This window comes from Pedobacter ghigonis, assembly GCF_903166585.1.
Lineage (GTDB): Bacteria > Bacteroidota > Bacteroidia > Sphingobacteriales > Sphingobacteriaceae > Pedobacter > Pedobacter ghigonis.
Genome location: NZ_CAESCM010000004.1, coordinates 93,360 through 105,725, shown reverse-complemented (window position 1 = coordinate 105,725; position 12,366 = coordinate 93,360). Strand labels below are relative to the sequence as shown.

Annotated in this window: 13 protein-coding genes; 5 read left to right on the top strand and 8 right to left on the bottom strand. The window is 38.6% G+C overall.

Annotated elements, in window-relative coordinates; genetic code table 11:
- A complete protein-coding gene (locus HWV58_RS08155) occupies positions 1-888 on the top strand; it encodes an energy transducer TonB (RefSeq protein WP_175633629.1) in 888 nt (295 codons plus the stop codon).
- 153 nt (positions 889-1,041) lie between these two features.
- Positions 1,042-1,383 (top strand): hypothetical protein, encoded by a 342-nt coding sequence (locus HWV58_RS08150; RefSeq protein ID WP_175633628.1) that lies wholly within the window; start codon positions 1,042-1,044, stop codon positions 1,381-1,383.
- Between the two features lie 251 nt (positions 1,384-1,634).
- Here the strand turns inward: HWV58_RS08150 and HWV58_RS08145 are convergent, their stop codons facing one another.
- The 7 genes from HWV58_RS08145 to pdhA form a co-directional block, all read right to left on the bottom strand.
- Positions 1,635-2,312 carry a metal-dependent hydrolase gene (locus HWV58_RS08145; RefSeq protein WP_175633627.1) on the bottom strand — a complete coding sequence of 226 codons (678 nt, stop codon included), beginning with the start codon at positions 2,310-2,312 and terminating at the stop codon, positions 1,635-1,637.
- Between the two features lie 40 nt (positions 2,313-2,352).
- Positions 2,353-2,658 carry a YbaB/EbfC family nucleoid-associated protein gene (locus HWV58_RS08140; RefSeq protein ID WP_124562004.1) on the bottom strand — a complete coding sequence of 102 codons (306 nt, stop codon included), beginning with the start codon at positions 2,656-2,658 and terminating at the stop codon, positions 2,353-2,355.
- A 75-nt stretch (positions 2,659-2,733) separates the two neighbouring features.
- The gene (locus HWV58_RS08135; RefSeq protein WP_175633626.1) at positions 2,734-3,966 is read right to left on the bottom strand and encodes a serine hydrolase domain-containing protein; all 1,233 of its coding nucleotides are present in this window, start codon (positions 3,964-3,966) and stop codon (positions 2,734-2,736) included.
- A 68-nt stretch (positions 3,967-4,034) separates the two neighbouring features.
- Entirely contained in the window at positions 4,035-4,586 is a 552-nt protein-coding gene (locus HWV58_RS08130; RefSeq protein WP_175633625.1) for a cupin domain-containing protein, read from the bottom strand.
- 167 nt (positions 4,587-4,753) lie between these two features.
- Positions 4,754-6,532 (bottom strand): DUF885 domain-containing protein, encoded by a 1,779-nt coding sequence (locus HWV58_RS08125; RefSeq protein WP_175633624.1) that lies wholly within the window; start codon positions 6,530-6,532, stop codon positions 4,754-4,756.
- Between the two features lie 125 nt (positions 6,533-6,657).
- On the bottom strand, positions 6,658-8,316 hold the full coding sequence (locus HWV58_RS08120; RefSeq protein ID WP_175633623.1) for a dihydrolipoamide acetyltransferase family protein: 1,659 nt from the start codon (positions 8,314-8,316) through the stop codon (positions 6,658-6,660).
- A gap of 30 nt (positions 8,317-8,346) precedes the next feature.
- The gene (gene pdhA / locus HWV58_RS08115) at positions 8,347-9,342 is read right to left on the bottom strand and encodes a pyruvate dehydrogenase (acetyl-transferring) E1 component subunit alpha (protein WP_124562009.1); all 996 of its coding nucleotides are present in this window, start codon (positions 9,340-9,342) and stop codon (positions 8,347-8,349) included.
- 510 nt (positions 9,343-9,852) lie between these two features.
- Between pdhA and HWV58_RS08110 the strand changes: the two genes are divergently transcribed.
- The 3 genes from HWV58_RS08110 to HWV58_RS08100 all read left to right on the top strand — a co-directional run bounded on the left by HWV58_RS08110 (position 9,853) and on the right by HWV58_RS08100 (position 11,962).
- Positions 9,853-10,410, top strand: coding sequence for a C40 family peptidase (locus HWV58_RS08110; RefSeq protein WP_029274974.1), 558 nt, complete (start codon positions 9,853-9,855; stop codon positions 10,408-10,410).
- A gap of 224 nt (positions 10,411-10,634) precedes the next feature.
- Complete coding sequence (locus HWV58_RS08105) at positions 10,635-11,735, top strand: CapA family protein (RefSeq protein WP_175633622.1); 1,101 nt, start codon at positions 10,635-10,637, stop codon at positions 11,733-11,735.
- Between the two features lie 44 nt (positions 11,736-11,779).
- Positions 11,780-11,962, top strand: a complete 183-nt coding sequence (locus HWV58_RS08100) for a hypothetical protein (RefSeq protein WP_175633621.1) — start codon at positions 11,780-11,782, stop codon at positions 11,960-11,962.
- A 123-nt stretch (positions 11,963-12,085) separates the two neighbouring features.
- Here the strand turns inward: HWV58_RS08100 and HWV58_RS08095 are convergent, their stop codons facing one another.
- Entirely contained in the window at positions 12,086-12,271 is a 186-nt protein-coding gene (locus tag HWV58_RS08095) for a hypothetical protein (RefSeq protein WP_175633620.1), read from the bottom strand.
- Positions 12,272-12,366 lie beyond the last annotated feature (95 nt).

Below are 12,366 nucleotides of genomic sequence, written 5' to 3'. Positions count from 1 at the left end.
ATGAAAACGCTCATTACGCTCTTTGCCTGCTTTATTTCGTTTGGATGCCTGGCTCAAAAAAGTGATACTTTAATTACTTATAACTTTAACGGAATCCCCACAAAAAAGATTAGTAAAGCAACCTCGATATATAAAATATTTAAAAAAGATAGTACAACCTGGATAAGAATAACATCTGACAAAAATTTCGTAATTATGAAAAGAGAAACTTTTTCAGATTCGCTATTAACGGTGCTGAACGGATATTACCTGGAATATAAAAATGGAAGAGCATTTATGAAAGGGATTTATATTAATAATAATAAATCTGGTGCATGGCTTAGCTACGATTCTACGGGGGTTGCCCTAAGTTCTGAAATGTATTTGAATAATGAGTTGAATGGGCCTTCTGTTTTTTATTGGCCAAATTCTTCAATTTATTCAGAAACAAATTATATGAATAATAAACATGTTGGCGAAAGGAAGGTTTTTTATGATAATGGTAACCTGGCAATAAAAGAAGTGTATGATGAAAAGAGCAATTTAACAGATACCTCATATTTTGATATTGAAGGGAAGCCAACATCGATGAATAAATTGCAAAAAGAACCTAGCTTTCCTGGAGGCATAAATAAATTATATCAATTTATAGCAAAGGGCTTAAAATACCCTGAATTAGCCCTCAAGGAAAGGGCTCAGGGGCGAGTTTTTCTTTCTTTTATTGTAAATGAGTTTGGTAATTTGGAAGATATAACCCTAACGCGTTCTCCAAATAAAAGCTTGGGTGAAGAGGCGTTGAGGATTGTAAAAACTTTTCCAAAGTGGATTCCGGGTACACTACTGAATAAGCCTACACGTACAAAATATAACATCAACATAAATTTTACTTTGAGTGGCATCGGTTATTAGAAAATAAAAATATTCGTTATCTTCATTAAATCTTCATTCCGAATAATGAACTTTATATCAACAAAATAAACGAGTAAAATAAAAATCGAAAAGGCGAAATCTCGGAGTAAAACGAAGACGCTTCTAACCACTAAAAAAACAAAATCAAAGAGTATGAAAAAGTTATTGAGTTTAATCGCAATCGCAGCATTTGGTTTAACAACAGCATTTGCTCAAACCCCTGCCACTACAGCACCAGCTAAAGCTAAAACTGTAGTTAAAAAAGAAGTAAAAACTACTGTAGCTCCTGTTAAAGCAGGCGTTAAGCAATCGGCAAAAAAAGTAGAAACTAAAACCACTACCACAGCTGCTAAAGTAAAAGCAGATGGTACGCCTGATATGCGTTTTAAAGAAAATAAAGCAAAAGCAGTAACTAAGGTTGCTGGCCCAACTAAAAAAGATGGTACAGCTGATATGCGTTATAAAGCAAACAAAGCCGCTGCTAAAAAGAACTAGGTTTAGGTTTTATAATTTGAAAGGGTCCCGGTGCAAATCGGGACCCTTTTTTATTTTGGTGCGTGCGGATAAAACCGCCGTGATCTCGATTGAGATAACCGATTTTTTTATCTGAAGCAAAATGGAGAGATCTGTCTCTAGGCAGATCTCTCCATTTCGTTGCACTTCAGTCGAAATGACGACACTACATTATGTTGGTCGTGATTTGCAATCACTGCCGTTCGAACTATGGATTTGTAATCCGTATAAAACTATAAACTTATCGTCTCACCTATCTCTGGCAACAATAAGGTTTTATTTTCGCGTTTAAACTTATCTAAAGCTACAGCTGTATCGATTTCAATAACCGGAAAGGTATTGTAATGTACGCCAATTACCTTGTCGCAATCGAAATATTTGGTAGCAACCAATGCATCATCTACATCCATAGTATAGTTACCGCCAATTGGTAAAATGGCATAGTCTAAATTGTAGATGTCGGCTAAAACCTTCATTTCAATGGTTAGACCGGTATCGCCGGCAAAATAGATTTGTTTACCATCTGCTTCTAAAACAAAGCCTGCAGGGTTACCACCATAACTTCCGTCAGGCAGCCCTGAAGAATGCGTAGCAGGTACCATGCGTACTGTTCCCCAATCAAAAGTAAATTTGCCAAAGTTCATTCCGTGTACTTTTTCTACACCTTGTTTGCTAGCCCAGTCGGTTACTTCGGGCATCGCAATTACAGTTGCCTGGGTTTGTTTCGCTAAAGCTACCAAATCAGCTACGTGATCACCGTGACCATGGCTTACCAATATATAATCGGCTTCAATAGCCTTAATATCTATGTTTTTGGCCAGCGGATTCTGCGAAATGAAAGGATCGAATAAGAGTTTTTTGCTAGTAGTTTCGAGCAAAAAACATGATTGGCCGTAATATGTATATTTCATAATTGTTGTTGCAAGTATCTGGTACGAGGAGCTTAATTTCTTATTGTCCGAACATGCCACCTAAGCCGCCCAGCATATCCTGTGCTGAAGCCTGCATTTCGGCTGCACTTACCTGTTCGGCACTGATTAAGGCTTTATTAATGGCAGTAAGAAGCAGTTCTTCTAGCTCTTCTTTATCTGCATTCTTCAAAAAGTCCTCATCTATAGCAATGCCTGTGATGGCTTTATTTGCTGTTGCAGTAATTTTAATGGCACCGTTTTCAACCTCACCATATACCGATATGGTATCTAAACGCTTTTTAATTTCTTCAGCTTTTTGTTGAGCCGCGAATAATTTATCGAACATACCTTTGTGTCTTTTATTTTATATTAAACGTTAATTCTGTAAAATGTATATCTCTCAAAGAGAAATTAATCGCAGTTAATCTTCATCCGAGCCTGGCAAACTTCCATTACCATGGTACGCTCCCTTACGTATAACTGGCATATTAAAATGCTTGTATAGCTCATCCAAATGCATTAAACTGCCATTAGTTAAATTACCTAAAAATATAATAACAATATTCTTATTTAAATCTCTAACGTAAATGTGGCGAAAACCGTGCCACCATCCTGTGTGATAAACCACTTTATCCATATTTTCACCATCGAACATTCTCCAGCCATAACCGTAGTTAAAATGGCCGTTTATAGGTTTATTACGACCTACATAGGCCGAATCGAGACTCTTTTTGGTGAGTAATCTTCCGTTTTTCAGGTATTTATCAAATAATACTAAATCGTGTACCGTGCTGTAAATACCTTTATCTCCAACAGGCCCATCCAAAAAGTTTTGCGCAACAGAATATCTAAAGCTATTGCGGTCATGTCCAACTACATCAACGGGTATTTTTTCGTATTCAGTAGTGCTATAGACATGGGTATGTTTTAAGCCTGCAGGTTTAAATACATGTTCCATCATGTATTGCGAATAGCGCTGACCGGTAACTTTTTCAATAATGGCACCCAGTACCATAAAGTTAGAGTTGTTGTAGTGGAAACGGTTATCGGGTTTAGTATATGGATTAGGTTTCCTTTCGGCAATTACGTTCATTACCTCCTGGTTGGTTACGCCTTTTTTCATGTTGCGTTTTTCCTTGCGCCAGATATCATCAATGAAATACACATAGTTCATCATACCGCTGCGGTGCGAAAGCAGGAGCTTTACGGTGATGCCTTCATAAGGGAAGTTGGGGTAGAATTTCTTAACGTTATCGTTCAATGAAAGTTTTCCCGCCTCTACCAATTGCATGATAGCGGTACCTGTAAACGTTTTAGTAATAGAAGCCAGCTCAAATTCTGAGTTAATGGTTAAGCTATCACGGTGCAGGTAATCGGCCCAGCCAACGGCTTTTTCGTAAAGGATTTTACCATCTTTGGCCACTAGCATATTGCCGTTGAAACCAAATTTTCTGTGCAGGTTATCTACAAAATCAGCAATCCACTTATCCCCTTTTTGTGGGTTGTAAACCAATAACAGACTATCGGCTTTGTCATCGTCTTTTGTGCGTATTTTTTTTTCGGCGGCCTTTTTCTCTTCAGATTTTTTGCTTGAGCAGGCAGTTATTAAAGTTACGGAGAGGGCTAATGCGGAACATATATATCGAAAATTCATTTATATCGGGGATAGTGTATTTAAAACCCGAAAATTAAAGAATTTTAGACGGTTACAACGAAAGAGTTTTACACATTTTCGCAATTTTGATTGTACCAGCATTCAAATAAATGCCCTTTGCTACCATAAACTGGGTCGCTGTCCGGATTTTTTACTTTTGCAATATCTTCATCAGCCTCTGGGCGCTCATCGGCCTTGCCATATTTAATGTTGTAATCGGCTCCATTCGGATAAGCACCCACAACGGTAAAGTCGTCGGTTGAGTTGAGTTTTTTATGTGCTACACCTGCTGGAATAATCACCACATCGCCTTTATCGAGCTCAATGCAAACACCATGGTCTCCACCAAATTGTACATCGGCCTTGCCACAAAATACGCCCATTACTTCGTGTGTATTGCTATGGTAATGGTGATAATCAAAAATACCATCAACCCAGGCATTGGTATATCCGTTCTGCGCAAAAACTTTTTTAATTACTTCTTCATTGTCATCCGGATGGAGCCTCAAGGTGCCTTTGTAAACCATTAAAGGAAGAACCGGATTATTAGGGAAGTTTCCGTTTTCTTCTATTTTATGCGCAACCAAATAGGCTTCCTGTATTAATTTTTCTTTATCCATGGCTAGGGTGTTTTATTAATTAACAAAGTAAGTGCGAAAGGGTTTAGAATTTTCTTTTATTGAGATGGGTTTTAGGTTATCGCAAAATTTAACCTTGGGTTTAAACCCAAGGCTAAATAATTACAATCTTTGCGAAATTTAAACCCTTCGCAAAAAGGCTAAAAAATTTATTTCTGGCTTTCTGCCCAGGCATCCATCTTAGCTTCGAAAACGGAAAGCGGGAAAGAGCCATCTTTTAAAACAGCGGTATGAAAAGCTGATAATTTGAACTTTGATCCAAGTTCCTTTTCATATTTGGTTCTTAATTCCCTTATTTTCATTGCGCCGGTTTTGTAACCCAATGCCTGTGCCGGAATTCCCATGTAACGTTCAATTTCTGCAGTTGCCCCATCTGTACTGATGGCTTCATTGTCGGTCATATATTTAATGGCTTGCTCACGGGTCATGTTTTTGGTATGGATGGCCACATCAACCACCAGGCGGATGGCACGGTGCATTTCATCGCCCAATGCACCCATATGCTGGTATGGATCCTGATATAAGCCCAATTCTTTTCCTAACGATTCGCAATAGAGTGCCCAACCTTCTACATAAGCATTATGGCCACCAAAGCGGCGGAAATTAGGCAATGATTTATTTTCCTGAGTTAAAGAGATCTGATAATGGTGACCAGGAATGGCTTCGTGCAGAAAAAGTGATTCCATACCTGAAGTAGTATTGAACGTTTTGGCATCTAAAATCGGAACATAAAAGATTCCCGGACGTTTTCCATCTGCCGAACCCTGATTGTACTCAGCGCTGGCCGATGCTGCCCTGAAAGCCTCTGTTTGTCGGATTTCGAATGGTGTTTTAGGCTCCACATCAAACATCTTTTTCAAATTGGGTTTCATGCGCTGATGAATGTCTTCAAAAGCTGCCAATACCTCTTTTGGCGTTTTGTAGGGCATGAACTTTTTATCTGTTTTCATGTATTCGAAAAAGGCCTTTAAATCGCCCTTAAAACCAACCAAATTTTTGATGCTATCCATTTGCCCTTTTATACGGGCTACCTCTTTTAAGCCAGTCTGATAAATCTCTTCGGGCGTTTTATTTGTAGTGGTTTGTTGTTTTACAAGGTAAGTGTACCACTCCAAACCGCCTGGCATCGCAGACCATCCAGAAGTGTTTCTTGCTTTCGGCAGATATTCGTTTTGCAGAAAATCTGCCAGTTTTTTATACGTAGGTACAATAACGGTGGTGATAGCATTGCGATATGCTTCTGTTAATTTTTGCTTATCAGCAGCAGAAAAATCAGCGGGTAGTGAATTAATTGGCCCATAAAATAAACTTTTTTCAGGAGTGCTAACCACCATACTTTGCATCTGTGGAATCATTTTAACCACCAAAGCTTTTGGCAAAACAATACCTGCGGCTTCACCTTTTTTAAAGTTGGCTATGGCTGTATCAGCCCAAACCGAAAAGGCAGCAGCACGTTTCAACCAGTTTTCATAATTTTTTACCGTTTTAAAGGGTTGTGCGCCGGTACCCGAACCCAGTTGACCGATGGTTAAAGGCAAGGCAAACATTTGATTAAACGGAAGATATTCTGAATGGTACTTTAAACCTTCTAAACTGATACTTAACTGATCTTTCAGATAGTCGAAAGAGAGCTTATCATTGGCATTAAGGTTTGCCCTGTCGTATTTACCCAGGCTATCCAGATAACGCTCGTTAAATGCCTTGTATGCTTTAATGTAAGCCTGTGAGCCATCGTTTGGCAGGAGATCATCATAACGCTCGTCTCCAATATAAGTTGCGCCGATTGGGTTAAGCTTTAAACCGTCCTGATAGTATTGCTCGCACATGCTCGCAAATGCCTTGTTTTCTGTACTGGTATCAGATTTGGTTCCTTGCTTGCAGGCAGATAAAGAAGCAATGCAGGCTGTAAAAAGAAGTATTTTCTTCATATGGTTTAAGTTAGTGTTTAACCAAAAATAATAAATTAAACGCCATTTTGTAAGGCAGGCGCAAAGCAAAAAAGCCACCCCGGTTAGGGATGGCTTTAATTTATGTTTTCAGTTTTAAAAACTGATTATGCTAATAATCTGATTGGTTCTTCCAATAAACCTTTTAAAGTTTGTAAGAAAGCTGCTCCGGTTGCACCATCAACCACACGGTGATCGCAACCTAAAGTTAACTTCATTACGTTACCTGGAACAACAGCACCATTTTTAACAACAGGAATGGCCTGGATAGCACCAACTGATAAAATTGCACCATCAGGAGAGTTGATAATTGAGGTAAACTCATCGATACCAAACATACCTAAGTTAGAAACAGTGAAAGTAGAACCTTCCCAATCTGCCGGTTGTAATTTTTTAGCTTTAGCTTTTGCACCAAAATCTTTAACTTCTGCAGAGATGTGCGATAAAGATTTACCATCTGCAAAACGCACAACAGGTACTAATAAACCATCTTCAACAGCCATAGCTACACCGATGTTAGTGTGCTCGTTGAAACGGATTTTATCGCCACCCCATGATGAGTTAACAGCTGGGTGTTTTTTCAATGCAACAGCAACCGCTTTAATAACGATATCGTTGAAAGAAACTTTAACTGGAGCAACTGCATTGATTGCCGTACGGGCAGCCATTGCGTTATCCATATCAATGCTGATTGTTAAATAAAAGTGTGGAGCAGTAAATAAGCTTTCAGCTAAACGTTTTGCAATAACTTTACGCATTTGCGAAACAGGAGCTTCAGTAAATTTAACTTCACCAACAAACGTTGGAATTACCGGAGCTGCAGCTGGTGCACTTCCTGCTTTCGGAGCTTCTGCCTGAGGAGTAGCCGATGGTTTGAAGTTCTCGATATCTTTTTTAATGATACGGCCACCTTCAGCACTACCCGAAACCTGCGATAAATCGATTCCTTTATCTTTAGCGATTTTCTTCGCTAACGGAGATGCTTTAACGCGGCTATCAGCTGATGAACTTTCAGCAACTGGTGCAGATGAACTTGCAGCAGCAGTTGTTGCTTGTTTTTCTTCTTTCGGAGCTTCAGCGCTTTCAGTTTCAGTTTTAGGTTTTGAGCTTTGAGCTCCGCCAGCTAAAATACCGCTAACATCAGTACCTTCAGGACCAACAATGGCAATAATGCCGTTAACTTTTGCTGCCGAACCTTTTTCAACACCGATGTGTAATAAAGTACCGGTTGCATAGCCCATAACCTCCATAGTTGCCTTATCGGTTTCTACATCAGCTAAAACATCATCATCTTTTACTTTATCACCAACTTTTTTATGCCATTCAGCAATTACGCCTTCAGTCATTGTATCGCTTAACAAAGGCATGCGGATTACCGTTACGCCTTTTGCTGCTAATTCTTCTTCACTTAATCCGCCACCCTGAGCAGGAGCGGCTTCTTCTTTTGGTGCTTCAGTGCTTTCTGCTTTTGGTTTTTCGCCTTCTGCCGCACCTTGCTCAGCAGCTAAAGCAGCTTTATAATCTTCACCTTCTTTACCAATAACGGCCATGATGGCATCAACCGGAACAGCCTGACCTTCTTCTACACCTACGTATAAAAGGGTACCATCCCAATAAGATTCCATGTCCATTGTTGCCTTGTCAGTTTCTACTTCTGCCAAAACATCGCCGCTTTTCACTTTATCGCCCACTTTTTTATGCCACTTCGCCAAAACCCCTTCGGTCATGGTGTCGCTCATTTTGGGCATTTTAATTACATCAGCCATTATATCTAATTAATTGAAATCTTATTAATATTAGTCCATTACGTAAGGGTAGTTCTCAGTTACATAAACATCTTTGTATAACTCAGATGCCTCTGGCCAAGGAGATTCTTCGGCAAATTTCACTGCCTGATCTACTGTAGCTTTAACTTTAGCTTCTACTTCTTCAATCCAGGCCTGGTCTGCATACTTTTCTTTCAAAATAGTTTCTCTTGCAAACTCAACAGGATCTTTTGCTTTATAATCTTCTAACTCTTCTTTAGTACGGTATTTTGCCGGATCTGACATGGAGTGACCGCGGTAACGGTAAGTTCTCATTTCTAAGAAAGTTGGTCCTTCACCTTTACGTGCACGTTGGATGGCTTCGTCCATTGCGTTGTGAACCGCAACCGGATCCATTCCGTCAACAGGAGCACAAGGCATATCGAAACCTAAACCAATTTTATAAATATCGGTCATGTTGGTAGTACGTTGTACCGAAGTACCCATTGCGTAACCATTGTTTTCGCAAACAAAAACTACTGGTAGTTTCCATAACATGGCCATGTTAAACGTTTCGTTTAATGCACCCTGACGTACAGCGCCATCGCCCATGTAACAAATGTTAACATTATCTGTTCCTTTATATTTTTCTGCAAAAGCAACACCTGCACCTAGTGGAATCTGACCTCCAACAATGGCGTGGCCACCATAAAAGTTATGCTCTTTACTGAACATGTGCATTGAACCACCTTTACCTTTAGAACAGCCGGTAGCTTTACCATACATTTCGGCCATAATGCTATCTGCACTAACGCCTAAAGCCAAAGCATGAGCATGATCACGGTAAGTTGTAATCATAGAATCGCCTTTTTGCATTGCAGATATTGCACCTGCAACTACAGCTTCTTGTCCAATGTATAAATGACAAAATCCACGTATTTTTTGTTGTCCGTATAACTGGCCAGTTTTCTCTTCGAACTTGCGCATCAGCAACATCGACTCAAACCACTTTAACCAGGTATCTTTATTTATTTCTACTGCACTCATTTTAGGGTATTTGTTTTTTTGCGACAGCAAATCTAATTTTTTTATTGTAATTTTTGGCACTTTCGAGTGTAAAAACATCATATTCCCGGCCATAAAATTACATTTAACACTTGTTTTACAATTGAATATGATTGGGAATCGCCTTTTCTAATCTTGTAAAGATTATAAGCCGATTTTTTATAATTAAAACAACACCCTTTATCGTAATCTGGAATTAAATTATTCTAAAATTTAATTTTGCGTATGCTATTATTTACATAATTTAAAATATTGCCACTTTGTGCGCTTTAGCCTGCCTGTTGAAAGGAAAAATTTTTGTGACAAAAGATGATTTTTCAGCAATTATTTAACTCAAAAAGGATTGCGTGAAAATAGAAATGTTAATAACTTTTACTTTTTAACATCTAACATTTGGATAACATTTGTATAATTAATACTTTTGGCAACCAACAATAAGCCCATGTGGTGTACGTTAATGTGTAAGTGAATACCCAAACATAACTGTATAACATGATTAAAAAATTTTTGTTTTCTACTCTAATCGCTATTTGCACGCTCTCAGCAGCATTTGCGCAAACTAAAACAAAAGAATCTGGTAAAGAATTAAATGACCCCGATAATCTTGCATCGCAGTATTTCTCGCAGGTAATGGGTGTTGCAGTAGATGCAACTTCGAATTTAAAGCTATACAAATTTATATACGAGTGGATCGGAACGCCATATAGTTATGGTGGAAATACCAAAAGAGGCATTGATTGCTCTGCTTTTACTAAAGCGATTTACGATAAAGTTTTCAACACTACTATCAGAAGAAATTCTCGCGATATTTTTAGCATGGTAGATCCCTTGTCTAAAGAAGATTTAAAAGAAGGTGATCTTGTTTTCTTTAAGATCAAAAGCAGAAGTATTTCACACGTAGGTATCTATCTGGGCGATAACAGATTTGCACATGCATCAAGTTCTCGCGGAGTGGTTATCAGTAACCTGAACGAGCCTTACTACAGCCGTTATTTTTACAAGGGCGGGCGCGTACTGGAATCGTTTAAGAAGGAGTTTACGGTAGAATAATCAGGTCGCAGTTTACAGTTATCAGTTTATAATTCTCAAAACTTAAAATATACAGTCCTCCTGAAGAAATTTTGGAGGATTTTTTGTTTACTACAAGCCCAAGCAGTCATTTCGAGCGAACCCGATAGCTATCGGGTGAAACGTAGTCGGGAAATCTGTTAAGATAGATCTCTCCGTTCCACTACGTTCCAGTCGAGATGACTACTTAAAAAAATGAATCCCTAATGAAGCTCATTAACACCATCTTAATCTTTCCCATTGCACTTATTATTTTAATCGGTTGTACCAGCAACAACGCTCAGGTTATTACTGCGCCAGTAGCCAAACAGGATACGGTAATTAGAAAGTTAAAGGATACGATTTCTATCACCGCTGTTGGCGATATTATGCTGGGGTCGGCTTTTCCATCCAAAACGAACCTTCCTCCCGACGATGCTGTAAATAGCTTTCAGGCTGTAGATAGTTTGCTTAAAGGCGATATTGTTTTTGGTAACCTGGAAGGCTGTTTCCTGAATTCGGGGAACTCTAATAAATGCAATGGCATTAACCCAAATAGCTGTTACGCTTTCAGGATGCCCGAACGTTATGCCGCGATCTATAAAAAAGCAGGGTTCAATGTACTGAGCATTGCCAATAACCATGTAGGCGATTTTGATACGAGGGGAAGAAAAAATACTGCACGGATTTTAGATTCTTTACAGATTCATTACGCCGGACAGGTAAACAAGCCCTTCGAAATTTTTGAAAAAGACAGTATTAAATATGCGTTTTGTGCTTTTGCCCCGAACGAAAATACGGTATCTATAAATAAGATAGATAGTGCTAAGGCACTGGTATCGCGCTTAAAAACTATGGCCGATATTGTAATTGTGTCTTTTCACGGTGGCGGCGAAGGTGCCCGATTTGAACATGTGCCACGCAAAAACGAAATCTTTTACAAAGAAAATAGAGGCAATGTTTATGCTTTTGCACATGCGGTAATTGATGCTGGTGCGGATGTGGTTTTAGGGCATGGCCCGCATGTAAGCCGCGCAGTTGAGGTGTATAAAAACAAATTTATCGCCTACAGTTTGGGTAATTTCTGTACTTATGGCATGTTTAGCTTAAAAGGAAATAATGGAATTGCGCCTTTACTCCAGCTTAAGATTAATTCAAAGGGCGATTTTCTATACGCCGATGTGGTATCTGTTCAGCAGGATAAAATTAACCGCTTAACCATTGATGATAGCCACAGAGCTTTTAAACGGATTAAAGAATTAACAGATATTGATTTTATTGGTCATCAGCTAAAATTCGATAACAATAAAATCAGTTTAAAAGATTAATTTTCTCCGACATCAATCTCGGTTTATTTCAGAATATTTGCGCTATGAAAAAAGGATTAATACTTCATTACATTATTGGTATCGCCGCAGTAATATTGGTATTGGCAGCAGCATATTATATTCAGCAAAATCCAAAGAATTTACTATCGGCGGGTATTATTATTCTGGCAGGTTGCCTTGTAGCTTTTAGCCAGTATCAGATTATCAAAAACAAAAAGAAGCAATAATATGCCTGCTGTTATTTTGCAGGTAAACCAAACCGATAATTTTAAAGATGGTATTTATTTAGCACTTGCAATCGGTGCGGCAATTCTCTTATTTGTTTTATCAAGGAAATTTAGAAGGAAGGGTTAACTCTCATCCTTCGTATTCTTTACTAATCCAATTCCGGATACAAAGAAAATTAATCCGATTATTCCATAAACCAGCAATCCCCTGCTGTTCTGATTGTGGTTAACAAAGCCATATCCGGCGTAAATTAAGCCGATAATACCTAAAATGGTTAATATGGTTCCGAAGGTTCGTTTTACGTTCATGATTTTTTTAGATAAGACAAAAAAATAAACCTTTTTGTTTTAACCCAATAAAAAAGTCCATTTCAATTCAAGAAATGGACCTTTAACTTTCTTAA

What these genes read in the sequence shown, in the direction of transcription:
- HWV58_RS08100 (WP_175633621.1), top strand. Translation starts at nt 11,780, where the DNA reads ATGAAAAAAGGATTAATACTTCATTACATTATTGGTATCGCCGCAGTA.
- HWV58_RS08125 (WP_175633624.1), bottom strand. Translation starts at nt 6,532, where the DNA reads ATGAAGAAAATACTTCTTTTTACAGCCTGCATTGCTTCTTTATCTGCC.
- pdhA (WP_124562009.1), bottom strand. Translation starts at nt 9,342, where the DNA reads ATGAGTGCAGTAGAAATAAATAAAGATACCTGGTTAAAGTGGTTTGAG.
- HWV58_RS08150 (WP_175633628.1), top strand. Translation starts at nt 1,042, where the DNA reads ATGAAAAAGTTATTGAGTTTAATCGCAATCGCAGCATTTGGTTTAACA.
- HWV58_RS08120 (WP_175633623.1), bottom strand. Translation starts at nt 8,316, where the DNA reads ATGGCTGATGTAATTAAAATGCCCAAAATGAGCGACACCATGACCGAA.
- HWV58_RS08110 (WP_029274974.1), top strand. Translation starts at nt 9,853, where the DNA reads ATGATTAAAAAATTTTTGTTTTCTACTCTAATCGCTATTTGCACGCTC.
- HWV58_RS08155 (WP_175633629.1), top strand. Translation starts at nt 1, where the DNA reads ATGAAAACGCTCATTACGCTCTTTGCCTGCTTTATTTCGTTTGGATGC.
- HWV58_RS08145 (WP_175633627.1), bottom strand. Translation starts at nt 2,312, where the DNA reads ATGAAATATACATATTACGGCCAATCATGTTTTTTGCTCGAAACTACT.
- HWV58_RS08135 (WP_175633626.1), bottom strand. Translation starts at nt 3,966, where the DNA reads ATGAATTTTCGATATATATGTTCCGCATTAGCCCTCTCCGTAACTTTA.
- HWV58_RS08105 (WP_175633622.1), top strand. Translation starts at nt 10,635, where the DNA reads ATGAAGCTCATTAACACCATCTTAATCTTTCCCATTGCACTTATTATT.
- HWV58_RS08130 (WP_175633625.1), bottom strand. Translation starts at nt 4,586, where the DNA reads ATGGATAAAGAAAAATTAATACAGGAAGCCTATTTGGTTGCGCATAAA.
- HWV58_RS08095 (WP_175633620.1), bottom strand. Translation starts at nt 12,271, where the DNA reads ATGAACGTAAAACGAACCTTCGGAACCATATTAACCATTTTAGGTATT.
- HWV58_RS08140 (WP_124562004.1), bottom strand. Translation starts at nt 2,658, where the DNA reads ATGTTCGATAAATTATTCGCGGCTCAACAAAAAGCTGAAGAAATTAAA.